Raw genomic sequence first — 16,755 nt, 5'->3', positions numbered from 1 at the left:
GCTACCCTCGCCGGGTTTTGTGCAGGACGAAGGTGACGACGCCGAAGATATCCAGCTCCTGGCCTTCTTGCGGGTAGATCGGCGGAAAATCTGGGTTACCCGGCAGCAGGGCGGGGACGGGCTGCACCTGCAGCTTCTTGACGGTGAACTCGCCATCCAGGCAGGCCAGCACGATATCACCGTGGCGGGCGGTGATGGCGCGGTCGATGACCAGCATGTCGCCGTCGTTGATACCTTCTTCCACCATGCTGTGACCACTGGCTTTCACGTAGAAGGTGGCCGCCGGGTGGGAGACACAGTGCTGGTTGAGGTCGATGGTCTGTTCCACATAGTCCTGAGCCGGGGAGGGGAACCCGCAGGCGGCAGGGGTGAGGAATAAAGGGAGCTCTATGATAGGTGCATCGGTGGCATGGGGGATCATGGCAAAAGTCACTGTATGAACATACAGTCATTCTAACTGAGGGATCCGGAAAGATCATCGGTTGGCGATCGGGTCTTGGCAGGGCAGGGCAGGGCGGGGCGCGCCGTGACGGATTATGCTGGGCATAGGTCGGCCAGCAGGCCTCGACCACTACACGCAATGGGGCGCAGCTCATGTGCATCAACTACATCCCGCCGACAAAGGCAGTGCTGGTGGAATACTTCGGGGTCGATGACCCTGGGTTCGAATGGAAAGGGGAGGTGTGGCAAGACTATCAGGCCCCGATCCTGATCCAGCGAGACGGTCGGCGGCAGGCTCTGGTCGCCAGCTATGGGTTGGTGCCGAAGAGGAAGGTGCAGCCCGGCGGCAAGCACTACGCCACGATGAACGCTAGGGCCGAGACGGTGGGTGAAAAGCCGACGTACCGCCGCGCCTGGCAGCAGGGGCATCTCTGTCTGGTGCCCATGACCGGCTTCTTCGAGCCCTGTTACGAGAGTGGCAAGGCCGAGCGTTGGCGGATCAGCATGGCCGCTGGCACGCCTTTCGCGGTTGCCGGCATCTGGCGGGCATGGCCGGAGGAGCAGGGCTACACCTTTAGCTTCTCCCAGCTCACAATCAATGCTGACATGCACCCACTGTTGCGGCGAATGCACAAGCCAGGAGACGAGAAGCGGAGCCTGGTCATTGTGTCGCCAGATGACTACGACACCTGGTTGGGTTGCCGTGAGCCGGAGTTGGCGCAAACCTACCTGGTGCAGCTGGTCACTGAGCGGCTGGTCGGGACGCCGATGTCACTCCTACGTGGAGGCTAACGACAACTCTGCGATGTTACGCCTAGCCACTCAACACCAAAGTGTGATTGCTGAGTGGTGTCGTGCAGAGAATCTTGTCTATCACCTGCATCAGCACTTCGCTGTGGGGAGCCGGCTGGGATAGAAAAACCTCAGTATAGTCAGTGCCACTACATACAATCCGCAGCCAACTATCCACACCCAACCATTCCAAGATTCGTGGGTTGCACTATACAAAAATGCAAAAATAAGTGGACCGATTACACCCGTAAGGTGAGTCAAACTGGTCAGCAACCCTTGCAATTGTCCCTGTGCTACCTGACCGACACGAACAGATATAATTCCCTGCAAAGCGGGAAGAGTTATGCCACCACAAGCGAGTAACAGTACAACCGGCCAAACCATCCAGCTTTGAGTAATGACTGCCAATAAAAGTAGGCCACAGCCATCAGCCAAGATGCCAACCACGATAGCTTTCTGTTCTCCCAAATGTTTAGCGATAAAACCAGCAGCAAGTCCTTGAAACAGTGCGTGTGTAAGCCCAAACACAGCCAATGAAACACCGACCATTACGCCATCCCATGCGAAGCGCTCTTCTCCGAATAAAACCCATAATGTTGCAGGGATTTGGCCAATCAATTGAATGATGAAAAAAACAACTAGCAATCCCGATAATGGGGAGATCATCTCGCGTATGGAGGATGTGGTTTCATTGATTGTTTCATTCTTTATCTCATCACTAACCTGATTGGCATTATGGGTCTCATGTAAAATTAATAGGGAGACCAGAAATACCAGCCCGTTAATAACAGCAGCGAACATAAACGGTGCCTGCACTGAAAGTTGACCGGTAAAACCACCAATGACTGGTCCAGCAATCATACCGCCACCAAAACAGGCTCCCATCATACCAAACCAATGTGTCCTGGATTCCTCAGGTGTAACATCGGCAATTGTTGATGCTGCAACAGCTCCAGTCGCACCGGTAATACCCGCAATTAAGCGTCCCAGATACAACACCCACACTACGCGGGCTGTTGCCATTAATGCGTAGTCCAGGGTTGCGCCTAAAAGTGAAAGTAATAGTACAGGGCGACGACCTATACGATCTGACCAGCGGCCGAGAAGAGGGGCAAAAATCACTTGCATCATTGCATACAGCGCCAATAAAACACCATAGTGCTCTGCAACACTAGCCTTTCCAACAAACTCTCGTAATAACGCCGGCAAGACAGGCATAATTATGCCAATCCCCATAGCATCTAAAAAAATAATGACCAGTGCCATCATTACAGTGCGGTTCATTGTTAACGTTCTCTATCTGTGATAGGGATTGAAAATTAACTCTATCGGTGATAGATTGTCAACAGCAAAAGGAGATCGTGATGGCACGACTAAGCTTGGACGACGTAATTTCAATGGCGCTCACCCTGCTGGACAGAGAAGGGCTAGAGGGCTTGACGACGCGTAAGTTGGCGCAGTCGCTCAAAATTGAGCAACCGACACTGTATTGGCACGTGCGCAATAAGCAGACCCTTATGAATATGCTTTCAGAGGCAATACTGGCGAAGCATCACACCCGTTCAGTACCGTTACCGACTGAGAGTTGGCAACAGTTTCTTCAGGAAAATGCTCTGAGTTTCCGTAAAGCATTGCTGGTCCATCGTGATGGAGCCCGATTGCATATAGGGACCTCTCCTACACCCCCCCAGTTTGAACAAGCAGAGGCGCAACTACGCTGTCTATGCGATGCAGGGTTTTCGGTCGAGGAGGCTCTTTTCATTCTGCAATCTATCAGCCATTTTACGCTTGGTGCAGTATTGGAAGAGCAAGCCACAAATTCAACAGAATACAATACAGCGATGGACGCTGTGCCACCATTATTACAAGAGGCACTTAATGTTCAGACGAGAACCACTGCTGAAATGGCTTTTAACTTTGGATTGAAATCTTTAATAAGTGGGTTCTCAGCGCAGTTGGATGAAAAAAAACAGGATTAAATTACTAAGGATAATGAATGAATATAATGTCGTGGTGATATTCATTCAAACCGTTGTAAATGGGGGTAGATTGGTGTTTATCAATTTATAGATTATTCTATTTTATCTGGCGTTATTAGCGTTTTCCATAATGGAAGTTCTATTGTGATATTACCTTGTAATGACCATGTATTGGAAGGAATGTTTTCTAAGTTCGCTCAAGAGCTCAGTTGACTAAGTGCTGCAATTTTTTGTAGGATAAATCCCAATGATAGAGGACTGTTCCCTAACGGGAATGGTCCTTTTTCATTGGTTCGAAACTAAGCCCGCACAGCAATGTGGCGGGCTTTTTTGTTGCCTGAGAGATGGTGGCGACCTGGTGGTGCTTGCAACGCCACCAGATCACCTAGCCACATGAATGAGGTCACGGGCTAAGCCAAGGCCACCATTGCTCTGCAGAGCGGGGTGAGCTTATCACGCTTGAGGATCCCTGATCATATGTACGAATTACGATGCGGCCAGTGCGGCCGAAAATTGGCGAATTTTGTGGGACAGATCGACATTAAGTGTCCCCGATGCAAGGTCATCAACAATGCGAGTGCCTCTGAGCTCCTGCTAGGAGGTCGTGATGGAAAGACAATTACAGGACGGGTGGGTGCGGCTGGTGAACGCGGACTCGCTGAAGTTTATCAAGACGCTGCCGGCGGCAAGTGTTGATCTGATTGCGACGGACCCGCCCTATTTCGGAGTGAAGCAGGAGGTATGGGACAACCAGTGGGAGAATGGTGTCGAGTTCCTAGCCTGGCTCGATGCCTTCTTGGTGGAGTTCCGGCGGGTACTCAAGCCAAATGGTTCTGTGTACCTGTTCTGCTCACCGCGGATGAATGCAGATGTGGAGATGCTGATCCGGGATCGCTTCCGGGTGTTGAACCATATCGTGTGGGCCAAACCGTCAGGGGTATGGAACCGGATGCGAAAGGCCGATATGCGGGCGTTCTGGCCGGCAAGCGAACGGATCATCTTCGCCGAGCAGGTAGGGGCAGAGGGGAGTGCTAAGGTAGGGTCAGGTTATGCGAAGGCATGCCATGATCTGCGCCGTCAGGTTTTTGCGCCGCTCATCGAGTATTTCCGTCACGCCCGGGAGATGGCTGGTGTCAGTGCTGCGGATATCAACCTGGTAACTGGCACCAAGATGGCCGGCCACTGGTTCGGCGCCAGCCAGTGGCAATTACCGAGCCGAGAGCAGTATTCCCAGTTGCAGGTGTTGTTTGCCGAGCGGGGCAGGGCGCTTGGGAAGGATTATGCAGGGCTGAGCGAAACCTATCAGGGGTTGCATCAGACCTATAGCCACTTGGTGGCATCCTATGATGAGTTGCGAGCGGAGTATGAGCTGTTGCGCCGACCGTTCTCTGTCACCCAGGAAGTGCCGTTCACCGATGTGTGGTTGTACCCATCGGTGCAGGCCTACCCAGGGAAACACCCATGTGAGAAGCCACTGGCCATGATGGAGCACATCATCCGGACCAGTAGTCGCCCAGGGGATGTGGTAGCAGACTTCTTTATGGGGTCTGGCTCCACGGGCAAGGCCGCTATCAAGTTGGGCCGACGCTTCCTTGGCGTGGAGCTGGAAGAACCCAGGTATCGGCAGACATGTGCTGAAATGGAAACGGCGGTAGAAAAGGGGGAGAAGGTCTAACCGCAACGGCTAGCAGGGACCAGCGGGGATGTTATTTTTCTTGCTGGGCCATAGAGTTAGCAGTAGATCATTATGCCATCTTACGATGCAGCTTTACCCTCCTGACACTATTTGCTAACTTGAATATCAACGATGGAGGACTGCACCCGAAAGGGTTCGGTCCTTTTTTATTTCCCCTTCCAAACCTCGGCCTTGCCGGGGTTTTTTCATTTCAGAGGCCCTGCGGGGTGGTGGGTATGAAGATGCCTGATAAAGACCTTGGTCTGTTGGCCTGGCTGCTGGCGTGGGCCGACACTCACTGGCCCGCCCTGTATGGCTTCACCCTGTCAGTGGTGATCTCCTGGCTGCGGGTGACTTACACCGGTGGAGCCGTTCGGCAGCGTCTGCTTGAGTCGGTACTGTGTGGTGCCATCTCGCTGTCCGTTATGTCAGGGATGGACATGATTGGCATCCCGGCCACCGCTTCAGGCTTTGTCGGCGGGTTCATCGGCTTCCTTGGCGTTGAGAAGATCCGCGATGTGGCCAGCCGCTGGCTGGATCGGAGGTTCGGCAATGGTCAGGATTGAGCGGGCATCGCCGCATTGCATCAGCGTCACGCACTACTTCGAGACCTGCAAGCTCAAGGCTTACCCGGACCCCGGCAGTAAGAATGGGGAACCCTGGACCATTGGCTGGGGCCACACCGGGCCGGAGGTAAAGCCTGGTTTGGTCTGGACGCAAGCACAGGCAGATGCGGCATTCATTGAGGATCTACGCCGCTTTGAACGTGATGTGCTGTCTCTGGTCAAGGTGCCACTGACCCAAGGCCAGTTCGATGCGCTGGTGTCATTCGCCTACAACGTCGGTTCAGACATCGATGCCGATACGCTTGCCGAAGGATTGGGTGACTCCACGCTGTTGTACAAGCTGAATGCCGGTGACCATGAAGGCGCAGCACTGGAATTCCGTAAGTGGAACAAGAATGACGGCAAGGTGATGCGCGGGTTGACCCGCCGGCGTGTGGCAGAGGAATGCCTGTTCAGGGGCATGGATGGAGCTACAGCCATCAAGAAGGGGGTGGCTGCAGCATGAACCCAGAACTATTCCGCCGCGCCATACCCTACCTGCTGACTATCGCTACCGTACTGGGCTGCCTGTGGGGAGCCTATCGCCATGGGGTCAGCGTCACCGACACCGCTTGGGAATTGAAGTGGAACGCACAGGCTAAGGAGCTGGTCGATGCCAAGGCTACCGCACTGGAGCTGGCGCGTGAGGAAGAGCGCCGTCGCCAAACCAGCATTGATGAGGTGAGACAACATGCCGAACAACAGATTGCTCGGGCTGAGGCTGACGCTGCTGCTGCCAGCGCTGTTGCTGCTGGGGTGCACGAGCAAGCCCGCCGATTGGCAGAGCGAGCAAGTCAGTGCACCAGCCATCCCGCAACTGCCCAGCCAGGCTCGACAAATGGACAGCCCGCCGTGGTGCTCGCCGAGCTGCTCAGCCGGGCTGATGCGCGAGCGGGAGAGTTGGCAGCAGCTTATGACCGAGCTCGAGCATCGGGCCTGGCCTGCGAAAGCGCCTACCTCTCCCTGAGTGCGAAGCAGTAACCGAATCGCCGCACCGGGTCACTCTCCAATCAGGCGGGTCGTCCCGCGTTTATGTGTGCCGGTGCGGCACCCATCAGGTAATCACCATGCCACTACGAGTCCCAAAGGTGTGCCGAGAGCGCACCTGTCATCAGCTGACGACAGAGCGCCACGGCTACTGCCCTGCCCACGTGCACTTGCTGGATGGATGGAAGAAGGTGGCCAAGGTCAGTGCCGATGTTCGCGGCTATGACTGGGCATGGCGCAAGCTGCGCAAGCGGATCCTGGTGAGGGATAGCTACCTGTGCCAGGTGTGCCTTGCCTTGGGCATTGTGACACCAGCGACTCAAGTCGATCACATCGCCAACAAAGCCGCTGGCGGTACCGATGATGAGCGCAACCTGCAGGCAATCTGCGACCCTTGCCATGCCAGCAAGACGCGAGCAGAGGCGCTGGCTGCACGCCGGACGGGGCTGCCGAGGGGGTAGGGGGGATCAATTCCTCCCAACCTTTCGACCTCACCACTGCTCCGCCCCGCGAAATTTTTATACCCGCGAAATTAAAAATTTAAATGGAGGGCGCGATGGCCGGTGCAGCTGCCGTGCCCGGGCGCGGCAGAAAGCCCAAGCCGACCGCACTGAAGCGCCTGGGGGGCAATGCCGGCAAGCGGGCACTGAATAAAGACGAACCCACCTTCACCCCTCTCATCGGGGTAGCCTGCCCTGAGTGGCTGGCAGAGGATCCATGGGCTCCCACGCTGTGGGATATGGTCATCAAAGAACTGTGCGCCGCCGAGGTGCTGTGCATCACCGATCTGCACAACCTGGAGGCGTTCTGCGCCGCTTACTCCCGCTGGCGCAGAGCCGAGATTGAGATCACCAAGCACGGCCTGGTGGTTGAAGGGGCCACTGGTGGTCCAGTCAAGAATCCGGCCTGTACCGTCGCCAACGAATCACTCAAGCAAATGACCACATACGGGGCCCTGCTCGGGCTGGACCCTTCCAGCCGCTCGCGCCTGATCGGCGGCAACAAGAAGAAGGGAGGCGGCAACCCGTTCGCTGCTTTGTAGGGATGGACCATGGCCGCACGCAAAATCTATCCCTACGTCAACGTGGCCAATGGCTACGCCCGCGACATAGTGCGCGGCAAGATCCCTGCCTGCCGCTATGTGATCCAGGCATGCCAGCGTCATCTCGATGATCTGGCCAAGGAGAAGTCGGCCAAGTTTCGCTACCGTTTCGACAAGGACAAAGCCGAGCGGGCCGCCAAGTTCGTCCAGCTCATGCCCCACACCAAGGGGGAGTGGGCCTTCAAGCGCCAGACCCTGAACCTTGAGCCGTGGCAGCTGTTCATCCTCTGCTGCGTGTTCGGATGGGTGCGCAAAGGAAGCGGCCTGCGGCGCTTTCGCGAGGTTTACAACGAGATCCCCCGCAAGAACGGCAAGTCGGCGCTCTCCGCCCCGGTTGGCCTCTACTGCTTCGCGGCGGATAACGAATTTGGCGCCGAGGTTTACTCCGGCGCCACGACAGAGAAACAGGCGTGGGAGGTATTCCGCCCGGCCCGCCTGATGGCCAAGCGTACCCCGGCGCTGCTCGATCATTACGGCATCGAGGTCAACGCCAGCAACATGAACATCCCGGCTGACGGCGCCCGTTTCGAGCCGCTGATCGGCAACCCTGGTGACGGCCAGTCACCATCCTGCGCCATCGTGGACGAATACCACGAGCACGACAGCGACGACCTCTATACCACCATGATCACCGGTATGGGGGCCCGCAAGCAGCCCCTGATGTGGATCATCACTACCGCGGGCTACAACATCGACGGGCCCTGTTACGACAAGCGGCGGGAGGTCATCGAGATGCTGGCCGGCACAGTGCCGGACGATGAGCTGTTCGGGATCATCTACACCATCGACGAAGGTGATGACTGGGCAGATCCTGCGGTGCTGGCCAAGGCCAACCCCAATATGGGGATCTCGGTCTACTCAGATCACCTGCTGGCGCAGCAGGCCAAGGCAATAAAGTCGGCCCGCTTTGCCAACATCTTCAAGACCAAACACCTCAACGTCTGGGTCTCGGCCAAGACGGCGTTCTACAACATGCAGCGCTGGGCGGCCTGCGAGGACAAGAGCCTCACCCTGGAGCAGTTCGCCGGTGACGAGTGCATTCTCGGCTTCGACCTGGCACGCAAGCTCGACATGAACTCCATGGCCCGCCTGTTCTGGCGCGATATCGACGGCAAGCGCCACTACTACTCCGTGGCCCCCCGATTCTGGGTGCCGGAAGATACCGTGTTCGATAACGACAACCGGCGTCTGGCGGAGCGATACCAGAAGTGGGTCAATCTGGGTGAACTCAGTACCACCGATGGCGCGGAGATCGACTATCGCGAGATCTTCGAGGAGGCCAAAGAGGCCAACCTCGACAACAAGGTGCTGGAAACACCCCTCGACCCGGCGGGCGCCATCGCTCTCTCGCATTCATTGGCGGACGAAGGGATGACCCCCATCACCATCACCCAGAACTATCAGAACATGTCCGGCGCCATGAAGGAGCTGGAGGCGGCCATCACGGCAGGCCGCTTCCACCACGACGGCAACAGCTTGATGACCTGGTGCATTGGCAACGTGATCGGCAAGCATCTGCCCGGTAACGATGACATGGTGCGCCCGGTCAAGGAGAGCGCGGATCAGAAGATAGACGGTGCGGTCGCGCTGATGATGGCCATCGGTCGGGCCATGGTGCCGGGCCGTGAAGATGAGCGCTCCATCTACGAAACCTCGGACGTTTTATGCTGACACAACTTTCAATTTTCATCGTGGGCCTGCTGGGGGCTGCGGCACTGGCCTATGGCGCCAGTCTCTACTCACAGCCCCTTGGCTGGGTGGTCGGTGGCCTGCTCTGCCTCGCCTGGTCATTTCTGATGAGCCGGGCAGTGGCGGCCACCGAGTTTGCCAAACGCAACAAGGGGGATAGCTGATGTTCCTGCCAATGATGTTCGGCAGCGGGCGCAAGGGCGGCAACTTCAGTCAGTGGATCAGCAGCATGGCCGGTAAGACGACCAAGGCTGGGGTGCTGGTGACGCCGGAGACTGCCTTGGCACAAGGCGTCGTGCGTGCCTGTGTCACCCTGCTGGCGGAGTCGGTGGCCCAGCTCCCTTGCGAGCTCTACCGCCGTGACGATGACAAGCGGCTGCGTGCCACCGACCACCCTCTTTACGACCTGATCCACAACCAGCCGAACCAGAAAGACACGGCGTTTGAGTACAACGAACAACGCATGGGCCACCTGGGCCTGCGGGGTAACAGCTACAGCCTGATCGACCGGGATGGGCGGGGTTTCATCACCGAACTCATTCCCATCAACCCGGACAAGGTAGCTGTGCTTAAGGGGCCGGATGGGTTGCCCTACTACCAGTTGTTGGATGGCAGCAACCAGATCCTGCCGATGCGGATGGTGCACCACGTCAAGGCGTTCAGTCTTGACGGCTACCTGGGATTGTCACCAATCCAGACCAACCCGGACACCATCGGACTTGCGATGGCGGTGGATGAGCATGCGGGACGGGTGTTTGCTAACGGCACCACGCTCTCCGGAGTCATCGAGAGCCCGAAGGATGGCGCCAAGTTCGACTCACAGGCCAAGGTGGATGCGTTCCTCGGCAAGTTTGTAGAGCGCCATTCCGGACTGCGCAACGCCTTTTCGGTCGCATTACTGCAGGAGGGGATGCAGTACAAACAGCTCGCCATGAACAACGAGCAGGCGCAGCTGCTGGAGTCCCGCAAGTATGGCGCCAACGAGATCTGCCGGCTCTACAAGGTACCGCCGCACATGGTCGGCGAGCTGGAGCGGGCGACGAACAACAACATCGAGCACCAGGGGCTGCAGTTTGTCATTTACACCCTGCTGGCATGGGTCAAGCGGATCGAAGGCGCCATGATGCGCGACCTGCTGTTGCCAGCGGAGCGAAAGAACCTCTACATCGAGTTCAACGTCTCCGGGTTGCTACGGGCAGATCAGAAGTCCCGCTACGAGGCCTATGCCCTCGGCCGTCAATGGGGCTGGCTCAGCGTCAACGATATCCGCCGGCTGGAGAACCTGCCGCCGGTAGCAGGTGGAGATATCTACCTGACTCCGCTAAACATGGTGAGCACTGGCTCCCTCCCGCCAGGCATCACCAAAGCCAGCGCCGAACAACTCAACGAGATCGAGGCCATCCTATGCCGAAGCTGATCAATTACCCCCATCTGGCCAGCATGGCGTTTGGCCAACCCCTCTATGCCACCCAGGAAGTTCTGGCCGGGGTGAAGAGCCTGCTGCTGCCACGGATGCTGGGCAACCAGCGAGACATCATGGCCGCCGACGAGTTGCCGGACGGGTTCGAGCCTGCGCCGCTGGAGGCCAGAGGTGAGTTCAAGAACCGCATCGGTGGTCTGGCGGTGATCCCAGTGCACGGCATCCTGATGGCGCGGCGTGGTCACATTGATGCCACCTGCACCGAGCTGACCAGCTACGAGTGGGTGAGGATGCAGATCGCCACCGCGCTGGCTGACGAACGGGTCAAGGAGATCGTGCTCGACATCAACTCTGGCGGCGGCATGGCGGTGGGCTGCAAGGAGCTGGCGGAATACATCTTTTCCAAGCGCAGCGTCAAACCGATTACCGCCCTGGTCAATTTCGCCGCCTACTCGGCCGCCTACTTCGTCGCTGCTGCTTGCACCAGGGTGGTGGTGAGCGAGACCGGCGGTTGCGGCTCGGTGGGCGTCATCATGGAGCACATGGAGGTGAGCAAGTGGGAGCAGGAAGTGGGTCTCACCTTCACCACCTTCTACCGCGGCGAGCGCAAGAAAGACGGCACCCCGCACGAGCCCCTTTCCGAGGGTGCGATGGCCGCCATCGATCACCGGATGGATAAGGCCTACGAGCTATTCGTTAGCTCCGTCGCCCGCTATCGCGACCTGCCGGTAGAGGAAGTGAAGGCCACCGAGGCTGCCCTCTTCAGCGGCAGTGAAGCCGTGGCCAATGGCCTGGCAGACGAACTGGCCAATCCCCAAGACTACCTCAACGCCCTCGCCGCCAGCTTGGCCAGCCAGGGCAAACCCCAACAGACCATCGGCCTGCGGGCCAGGGCCATCGAATTGCAGAACCAGCTCTAGCCCTGCGGCGGAGCCCATCCCAATAAGCCCCATCAGGGGCTTTTTTTATACCCAAAGGAAACCACTCGATGAAAACTATCGAAACCCTCCGCCGCGAGCGTGGCGAAATCGTCGCCCAGATCACCGCCCTGGCTGATATCGAAAAGCAGGGCGGGACTCTGAGTGCTGAGCAGTTGGCCGAGTTCACTTCACTCGAGAGCAAAGTCGCGGAAATCAGTGCCCAGATCACCCGTCTGGAAACTGCAGAGCGGCTGGCAGCTCAGCAGGCAGTGCCAGTCACGGCCTCTGTATCAATGATTGGCTCGCCTGCCGTTCATGTGAAGCAGGAGCTGAAGCAGTACCCCGGCGCTGGTATGGCTCGTCTCGCCATGGCCGTTGCTGCAGGTGAGGGGGACATGAAGCTGGCAGAGCAGTTTGCCGCCAACGAGATCGGTGATGCCGGGATTGCCATGGCTATCAGCACCGCGGCTGGTTCCGGCGGTGCTCTCATCCCTGAGAACCTGCACTCCGAGGTGATCGAGTTGCTGCGCCCCCGCACCATCGTTCGCAAACTCGGGGCCCGGCCGGTGCCGCTGCCCAACGGCAATCTGAGCATGCCGCGCATGTCCGGTGGGGCCACCTCCAGCTACGTGGGGGAAGGAGTTGATGCCAAGGCTACCGGTGGCAGCTTCGATGACGTGAAGCTGGCCGCCAAGACCATGATCACCCTGGTGCCGATTAGCAACCAGCTGATCGGGCGTGCCGGGTACAACGTCGAACAGCTGGTGCTGGGTGACATGCTCGCGGCCATGGGCGGTCGTGAAGACAAGGCGTTCCTGCGCGATGACGGCAGCAACAATACTCCGATCGGCTTCAAGAAAGTGGCCACCGACGCGGGCCGTACTGTTGCCTGGACCGGCACGGCGGATCTGGACACCATCGATGCTTACCTCGACTTGCTCATCCTGAAACTGATGAGCTCCGACTCCATGATGATCAACCCGGGTTGGGGCATGAGCCCGCGCTCCTGGATGAAGCTGTTTGGCCTGCGCGATGGCAACGGTAATAAGGTCTATCCGGAAATGGCCCAAGGCCTGCTGAAGGGCTACCCGGTTGCCCATACCAACACCATCCCGGTGAACCTCGGCGCGGGTACCAACCAGACCGAGATCTACTTCGCCGACTGGAACGACGTGGTGATCGGCGAGCAGGACAACATGACCATCGACTTCAGCCGCGAAGCCACCTATGTGGATGCTGCCGGCGAGCTGGTCAGCTCCTTTGCCCGCAACCAGTCCCTGATCCGTCTGGTCGGTAACCACGACGTGGGCTTCCGTCACGTAGAGGGGCTGGTGCTGGGGACTGCCGTTACCTGGTAAACCCTGCCATGGGGCTGCTTCGCGGCCCCTTCCATTTCCCTATCAAGACCGTTCAGGAGAGCCATCATGGCCAAACCAGACAAGGCGGGGAGCGAACCCACCGTAATGCTTATCAAGGTGATCCGCCCCTTCAAGAACTACAGCCCCGGCGACATCACCGGATTTGACGCAGCCAAGGCGCAGGCCTTGATCGACGGTGGCGTGGCTGAGGCCTACACCGCAGCCGAGGGTGAGGAGTAAACATGTTGCTGATCACCGTGGTTGAAGCCAAGGCTCAGTGCCGAATCGAACCGGAGATGACCGACGAAGATGCGCTTCTGACCGGTTTGATTGAAGCGGCGATCAGCCACATCCAGTCCGACATCAACAAGCCGCTGGTGGCTGCAGGGGAGGAGGGACAGCCCCTCACTCCTGCGCTCAAGCTGGCGGCCTTGCTACTGATCGGTCATTGGTACACCAACCGGGAGGCCGTGGTGACGGGCACCATTGCCACGACTCTGCCGCTGGCGTATGACTCGCTGATCCACCCCTACCGTGACATCGTGGTGGGCTAGGGGGACGCATGCTTAAAAGTGGCGAACTCGACACCCGGCTGACGCGCTTTGGCGCCGCAACCGGCACGCCCCCAGAATGGCCGCTGCTTGGCAAACTGTGGGCGAAGATCATTGACCCGAAGGCGGCAGGGCGCGAGGCACAGGCCAGTATCTATGCAACCGGTTCGACCTTGATCACGGTGCGGGCTCGGGGCGATATCCTGCCCGGGCAGTTGCTGAAGGGAAATGCCTGCTGGTACTTGATCGAAGACACCGCCAGCGAGCCTGGCGCCTTGCAGATCTCGGCCCGCAAACTCTCCGGCGAGCCAGCCACCTACACCCCGAAGCATGGGGAGCCATACCCGGTCACCGCCTTCTTGGCGGCTGAGAACGTGATGGTGGGGGCCCGTAGCGAGCCGCGACACCAGATAGACCTGATCCTGCCTGAGCTCGTCCCCCCCTTTGCACGCCAGGGTGACCAGATCACCTTGCGTGGCAGGCAACATCGTATCGATGGGCTGATTGAGGGCAGTGACAACGGCACCACGCTCCGAGTGATGGTGGTCTGATGCCGGGCGGGCTAAGCCGAAAGCGCAGGGCCAGGGCGATCAACGTCACCGGCCTGAGCGAGAGCGTCGATGCATTCAAGGCGCTCCCTGCCACGATCCGCAAGCAGCTGGTGGCCGCAGTCAATGACGTGGCCACCGCCACCCGGAGTGACATGGTCAACCGCATTGCCGCCGATGGATTCAATACTGCCTCGGTCAGGGCGCGGATCCGGCTCGACAAGGCGAACGCCAGCAACGACGTTGCCACCATCAGCCTGGACCTGAAGAAGATCCCGTTCAGCCGAGTCAAATTTGCCAGTCAGCGCACCGACGGCACCGGCACCCGGGCCAGCGTCTGGGTGCTGCGGGGCGGCAAGCGCGTGCAGGTCTACGGCTTTATCAACCCCTACGGCAAGAAACGTCGACCGATGATCCGTTATGCGAAAGCCGGCAAGCCGCGACTGGTGATGGCGGGCGGTGTGGGCCTGCGGGGTTGGTGGAACGACATCATCACCGAGCAGTTCCTCGATGAGCTGCAAGCCAACCTTGCCAGCACCTTCACCAGGAGAGTGACATGACCGAAGCGACCGTCATCATCGATGCGCTGCTGGCCAAATTGCGCAGCGTGCCTTCACTGTCGCCAGAAGACAGGGTGTGTGACTGCGACCCGCAGATCGACCAGCATACCCCGCTGCCGCTGGCCCATTTTCGGGAGCTGACCGAGATCAAACCGGAGCGTCGGGGGCGGGAGTGGAAGCGTACCCGCAACATCCAGGTGGACCTCTACCAACCGGCGAGTGACGGGCGGGCAGGGCGTGACCAGTTGCTGTCAGAGGTGCTGGCGGCGCTGGTGCCCTCGACTGCGGGGATCCCCCTGCCGGGCACGACGCTGCTCACTATCTCGGTTGGCACCATCAATCTGGAACCCGAAGAAATCGGCAGCGACACCTTGCTGACCTCCATCCAATTCAGCCTCACCTACACCGCCAGCCTCTAGGTTGGCTCCACCATCTGGATACCATAGGAGCATCCAAGCATGTCATTTACCGACAAAGGCCTGCTGCTGGCCGGTGATGTCTACATCGCCGAAATCACCAATAGCGTGAAAGGGCCCCTGATTGGCCCCATCAACGTCAACGAGATCACCGTCACCCCGCCGACCACCGAGGAGAAGTCGCGTATCTCCAAGAAGCGCAGCACCTTCGGGCAAGCGCTGGACTCGGTCCAACTGCCGAAAGACCCGGCCAAGATCTCACTGAAGTGGGACTCCATGACCAAGCAGCTGCTGGCCGATGCTATCGCCGGCAAGCAGGTGGCCTTCACCCAGGCCGAGGATCCGGTGGTGGATGAACCGGTGACCCTCAGTAAAGAGGGATGGGTCGAGTTGGGCAACGCCTACATCAAGCCCGGTACCATCGTCGTGAAACTCGCCAGCGGCAGCACCACGCTGGTGCTCGACACCGATTACAAGGTGAATGGCAACATGGTGATGGCGCTGAACGACACGGCGGCTGTCGCTTGCAAGGTGAGCTACACCAAGGCGGCCGTGACCGGCACCACCTACACCGGCACCACCGAGACCCTCAAGCCGCGCTACTTCCTGATCGACGGCGAGAACCTGGCCAACCCCGGCCAGCGGGTGCGCGTCACCATCGACCAGGCCATGCTGGCCGCCCAGGGCGCACTGGCGCTGATGAGTGGCGAGTTTATGGAAGGGGAGCTGGAAGGCTCCCTGGTCACCCAGCCCGGCAAGTCCGAGCCGTATCGGATGGAGATTTTGAACTAAAGCTAAAAAATGAGCTCATACCATGTATGGGCTCATTGAAAAATGTAAGAATGACTATATTCCCATATGTGGAGAGTAGTCAGTGAAACTTCTAGACACCTTGAATCCCAAAAAACGGGCAACTGTAATTTCAATGGTTGAGAAAGCTGGTATTGATACATCTGGTTGGCGAGATTACGACGGTAAACACCCGTCCCAGAATCCATCTTACTGCTATGAGTGGATATTTAATGATGGTGATAAAATCTTGCTGACCATTTGGTGGGAATCATTGCGAGATGACGATGGTATTTATCTTGCTGAAAACTACAGAGCAGATTGGATTAATGAAAAACCAACTTGGAAATCCAGGGCTAACAACGTAGATAAATGGATTCAATATGCCTTCTTAAATAACCTAGAATTGCAGGTTATGGTGATTAGTGACTCGAAGTGCAGACTGCTTGATAGTGTGGCATGGCATGTTGGAGAGTATGATGATTTGACTGGAGCCTGCCGTATCATTCGGGGGCCTCGTTGTAGTTTTGCTGACCAATTTGAAGAGAACACGTCTTTATCAAAGAGATATGAAGTCAATGGTCATGTATATGAGCGGAAAGCTGAAGTTCGAACTAATGCATTGAATCGAGCTGCGGGAAAATGTGAATATTGCGGGTTAGGTAGTTTTAGAACAGCTAGTGGCGCCATCTATCTTGAAAGTCATCATATCGTTCCACTTTGTGATAATGGTGAAGATACCACAAGGAATGTTATTGCATTATGTCCAACGCACCATAGAGAGGCCCATTATGGTGAGGGTAAGGAAATGTTAGCTATAGAATTCAAGAAAATACTGTCTCAAAAGTTAGGTAGATAGAAAGGGCTATTAATTTATTTTAAAAACATACCCGCTTCGGCGGGTTTTTTCATTTCTAAGGAAT

23 protein-coding genes are annotated in these 16,755 nt (G+C 57.6%); 21 read left to right on the top strand and 2 right to left on the bottom strand.

What is annotated here, in order from left to right; all coding sequences use genetic code 11:
• Position 1: 1 nt before the first annotated feature.
• A complete protein-coding gene (umuD, locus tag C2U37_RS02665) occupies positions 2–421 on the bottom strand; it encodes a translesion error-prone DNA polymerase V autoproteolytic subunit (RefSeq protein WP_042881774.1) in 420 nt (139 codons plus the stop codon).
• 173 nt (positions 422–594) lie between these two features.
• On the opposite strand from umuD, the gene C2U37_RS02660 reads away from it, so the two are divergent.
• Positions 595–1,233, top strand: a complete 639-nt coding sequence (locus C2U37_RS02660) for an SOS response-associated peptidase (RefSeq protein WP_052224804.1) — start codon at positions 595–597, stop codon at positions 1,231–1,233.
• Between the two features lie 90 nt (positions 1,234–1,323).
• Here C2U37_RS02660 and tet(E) read toward each other — a convergent pair whose 3' ends face one another.
• A complete protein-coding gene (gene tet(E) / locus C2U37_RS02655) occupies positions 1,324–2,517 on the bottom strand; it encodes a tetracycline efflux MFS transporter Tet(E) (RefSeq protein ID WP_042881772.1) in 1,194 nt (397 codons plus the stop codon).
• A gap of 80 nt (positions 2,518–2,597) precedes the next feature.
• On the opposite strand from tet(E), the gene C2U37_RS02650 reads away from it, so the two are divergent.
• The 20 genes from C2U37_RS02650 (at position 2,598) to C2U37_RS02560 (ending at position 16,691) form a co-directional block, all read left to right on the top strand.
• The gene (locus C2U37_RS02650) at positions 2,598–3,212 is read left to right on the top strand and encodes a tetracycline resistance transcriptional repressor TetR(E) (RefSeq protein ID WP_042881770.1); all 615 of its coding nucleotides are present in this window, start codon (positions 2,598–2,600) and stop codon (positions 3,210–3,212) included.
• Positions 3,213–3,689: 477 nt separating this feature from the next.
• Positions 3,690–3,908: a Com family DNA-binding transcriptional regulator gene (locus C2U37_RS25330; RefSeq protein ID WP_042881768.1), complete on the top strand. Its 219-nt coding sequence runs from the start codon at positions 3,690–3,692 to the stop codon at positions 3,906–3,908.
• On the top strand, positions 3,820–4,887 hold the full coding sequence (locus C2U37_RS02640; RefSeq protein WP_042881766.1) for a DNA-methyltransferase: 1,068 nt from the start codon (positions 3,820–3,822) through the stop codon (positions 4,885–4,887). The genes C2U37_RS25330 and C2U37_RS02640 overlap by 89 nt, the downstream gene beginning before the upstream one ends.
• A 236-nt stretch (positions 4,888–5,123) precedes the next feature.
• Positions 5,124–5,453, top strand: coding sequence for a phage holin, lambda family (locus C2U37_RS02635; protein ID WP_232038119.1), 330 nt, complete (start codon positions 5,124–5,126; stop codon positions 5,451–5,453).
• A complete protein-coding gene (locus tag C2U37_RS02630) occupies positions 5,440–5,958 on the top strand; it encodes a lysozyme (RefSeq protein ID WP_042881763.1) in 519 nt (172 codons plus the stop codon). Before C2U37_RS02635 ends, C2U37_RS02630 begins: the two co-directional genes overlap by 14 nt.
• Entirely contained in the window at positions 5,955–6,473 is a 519-nt protein-coding gene (locus C2U37_RS02625; protein WP_042881761.1) for a DUF2514 family protein, read from the top strand. The genes C2U37_RS02630 and C2U37_RS02625 overlap by 4 nt, the downstream gene beginning before the upstream one ends.
• An 86-nt stretch (positions 6,474–6,559) precedes the next feature.
• Positions 6,560–6,940: an HNH endonuclease gene (locus tag C2U37_RS02620; RefSeq protein WP_042881759.1), complete on the top strand. Its 381-nt coding sequence runs from the start codon at positions 6,560–6,562 to the stop codon at positions 6,938–6,940.
• A 95-nt stretch (positions 6,941–7,035) separates the two neighbouring features.
• Positions 7,036–7,521: a phage terminase small subunit P27 family gene (locus C2U37_RS02615; RefSeq protein ID WP_104451780.1), complete on the top strand. Its 486-nt coding sequence runs from the start codon at positions 7,036–7,038 to the stop codon at positions 7,519–7,521.
• 9 nt (positions 7,522–7,530) lie between these two features.
• A complete protein-coding gene (locus C2U37_RS02610) occupies positions 7,531–9,252 on the top strand; it encodes a terminase large subunit (RefSeq protein WP_104451779.1) in 1,722 nt (573 codons plus the stop codon).
• Positions 9,246–9,434, top strand: a complete 189-nt coding sequence (locus C2U37_RS02605) for a hypothetical protein (RefSeq protein ID WP_104451778.1) — start codon at positions 9,246–9,248, stop codon at positions 9,432–9,434. Before C2U37_RS02610 ends, C2U37_RS02605 begins: the two co-directional genes overlap by 7 nt.
• Positions 9,434–10,687 carry a phage portal protein gene (locus tag C2U37_RS02600; protein ID WP_104451777.1) on the top strand — a complete coding sequence of 418 codons (1,254 nt, stop codon included), beginning with the start codon at positions 9,434–9,436 and terminating at the stop codon, positions 10,685–10,687. Before C2U37_RS02605 ends, C2U37_RS02600 begins: the two co-directional genes overlap by 1 nt.
• On the top strand, positions 10,675–11,610 hold the full coding sequence (locus tag C2U37_RS02595; RefSeq protein WP_104451776.1) for a S49 family peptidase: 936 nt from the start codon (positions 10,675–10,677) through the stop codon (positions 11,608–11,610). The genes C2U37_RS02600 and C2U37_RS02595 overlap by 13 nt, the downstream gene beginning before the upstream one ends.
• A 68-nt stretch (positions 11,611–11,678) precedes the next feature.
• The gene (locus C2U37_RS02590; protein WP_104451775.1) at positions 11,679–12,968 is read left to right on the top strand and encodes a phage major capsid protein; all 1,290 of its coding nucleotides are present in this window, start codon (positions 11,679–11,681) and stop codon (positions 12,966–12,968) included.
• A gap of 66 nt (positions 12,969–13,034) precedes the next feature.
• Positions 13,035–13,208 carry a hypothetical protein gene (locus tag C2U37_RS24520; RefSeq protein WP_154676067.1) on the top strand — a complete coding sequence of 58 codons (174 nt, stop codon included), beginning with the start codon at positions 13,035–13,037 and terminating at the stop codon, positions 13,206–13,208.
• 2 nt (positions 13,209–13,210) lie between these two features.
• A complete protein-coding gene (locus tag C2U37_RS02585; RefSeq protein ID WP_042016765.1) occupies positions 13,211–13,522 on the top strand; it encodes a head-tail connector protein in 312 nt (103 codons plus the stop codon).
• An 8-nt stretch (positions 13,523–13,530) separates the two neighbouring features.
• Positions 13,531–14,070: a hypothetical protein gene (locus C2U37_RS02580; RefSeq protein ID WP_104451774.1), complete on the top strand. Its 540-nt coding sequence runs from the start codon at positions 13,531–13,533 to the stop codon at positions 14,068–14,070.
• On the top strand, positions 14,070–14,627 hold the full coding sequence (locus C2U37_RS02575; RefSeq protein WP_104451773.1) for a phage tail protein: 558 nt from the start codon (positions 14,070–14,072) through the stop codon (positions 14,625–14,627). Before C2U37_RS02580 ends, C2U37_RS02575 begins: the two co-directional genes overlap by 1 nt.
• Positions 14,624–15,046 (top strand): hypothetical protein, encoded by a 423-nt coding sequence (locus C2U37_RS02570; protein WP_104451772.1) that lies wholly within the window; start codon positions 14,624–14,626, stop codon positions 15,044–15,046. The genes C2U37_RS02575 and C2U37_RS02570 overlap by 4 nt, the downstream gene beginning before the upstream one ends.
• A 39-nt stretch (positions 15,047–15,085) precedes the next feature.
• A complete protein-coding gene (locus tag C2U37_RS02565) occupies positions 15,086–15,835 on the top strand; it encodes a hypothetical protein (protein WP_104451771.1) in 750 nt (249 codons plus the stop codon).
• A gap of 82 nt (positions 15,836–15,917) precedes the next feature.
• A complete protein-coding gene (locus C2U37_RS02560; RefSeq protein ID WP_199770500.1) occupies positions 15,918–16,691 on the top strand; it encodes an HNH endonuclease in 774 nt (257 codons plus the stop codon).
• The last annotated feature ends 64 nt before the right edge of the window (positions 16,692–16,755 follow it).

The organism is Aeromonas sp. ASNIH1 (assembly GCF_002934285.1).
Classification (GTDB): Bacteria; Pseudomonadota; Gammaproteobacteria; order Enterobacterales; family Aeromonadaceae; genus Aeromonas; species Aeromonas caviae.
Note: the sequence above shows the minus strand (reverse complement) of the source record. Positions and strands in the feature narration are given on the sequence as shown.

Bases quoted from the DNA above. Each gene is read 5' to 3' on its own strand.
- umuD (WP_042881774.1), bottom strand. From the start codon at position 421: ATGATCCCCCATGCCACCGATGCACCTATCATAGAGCTCCCTTTATTC.
- C2U37_RS02660 (WP_052224804.1), top strand. From the start codon at position 595: ATGTGCATCAACTACATCCCGCCGACAAAGGCAGTGCTGGTGGAATAC.
- C2U37_RS02650 (WP_042881770.1), top strand. From the start codon at position 2,598: ATGGCACGACTAAGCTTGGACGACGTAATTTCAATGGCGCTCACCCTG.
- C2U37_RS25330 (WP_042881768.1), top strand. From the start codon at position 3,690: ATGTACGAATTACGATGCGGCCAGTGCGGCCGAAAATTGGCGAATTTT.
- C2U37_RS02640 (WP_042881766.1), top strand. From the start codon at position 3,820: ATGGAAAGACAATTACAGGACGGGTGGGTGCGGCTGGTGAACGCGGAC.
- C2U37_RS02635 (WP_232038119.1), top strand. From the start codon at position 5,124: ATGAAGATGCCTGATAAAGACCTTGGTCTGTTGGCCTGGCTGCTGGCG.
- C2U37_RS02630 (WP_042881763.1), top strand. From the start codon at position 5,440: ATGGTCAGGATTGAGCGGGCATCGCCGCATTGCATCAGCGTCACGCAC.
- C2U37_RS02625 (WP_042881761.1), top strand. From the start codon at position 5,955: ATGAACCCAGAACTATTCCGCCGCGCCATACCCTACCTGCTGACTATC.
- C2U37_RS02620 (WP_042881759.1), top strand. From the start codon at position 6,560: ATGCCACTACGAGTCCCAAAGGTGTGCCGAGAGCGCACCTGTCATCAG.
- C2U37_RS02615 (WP_104451780.1), top strand. From the start codon at position 7,036: ATGGCCGGTGCAGCTGCCGTGCCCGGGCGCGGCAGAAAGCCCAAGCCG.
- C2U37_RS02610 (WP_104451779.1), top strand. From the start codon at position 7,531: ATGGCCGCACGCAAAATCTATCCCTACGTCAACGTGGCCAATGGCTAC.
- C2U37_RS02605 (WP_104451778.1), top strand. From the start codon at position 9,246: ATGCTGACACAACTTTCAATTTTCATCGTGGGCCTGCTGGGGGCTGCG.
- C2U37_RS02600 (WP_104451777.1), top strand. From the start codon at position 9,434: ATGTTCCTGCCAATGATGTTCGGCAGCGGGCGCAAGGGCGGCAACTTC.
- C2U37_RS02595 (WP_104451776.1), top strand. From the start codon at position 10,675: ATGCCGAAGCTGATCAATTACCCCCATCTGGCCAGCATGGCGTTTGGC.
- C2U37_RS02590 (WP_104451775.1), top strand. From the start codon at position 11,679: ATGAAAACTATCGAAACCCTCCGCCGCGAGCGTGGCGAAATCGTCGCC.
- C2U37_RS24520 (WP_154676067.1), top strand. From the start codon at position 13,035: ATGGCCAAACCAGACAAGGCGGGGAGCGAACCCACCGTAATGCTTATC.
- C2U37_RS02585 (WP_042016765.1), top strand. From the start codon at position 13,211: ATGTTGCTGATCACCGTGGTTGAAGCCAAGGCTCAGTGCCGAATCGAA.
- C2U37_RS02580 (WP_104451774.1), top strand. From the start codon at position 13,531: ATGCTTAAAAGTGGCGAACTCGACACCCGGCTGACGCGCTTTGGCGCC.
- C2U37_RS02575 (WP_104451773.1), top strand. From the start codon at position 14,070: ATGCCGGGCGGGCTAAGCCGAAAGCGCAGGGCCAGGGCGATCAACGTC.
- C2U37_RS02570 (WP_104451772.1), top strand. From the start codon at position 14,624: ATGACCGAAGCGACCGTCATCATCGATGCGCTGCTGGCCAAATTGCGC.
- C2U37_RS02565 (WP_104451771.1), top strand. From the start codon at position 15,086: ATGTCATTTACCGACAAAGGCCTGCTGCTGGCCGGTGATGTCTACATC.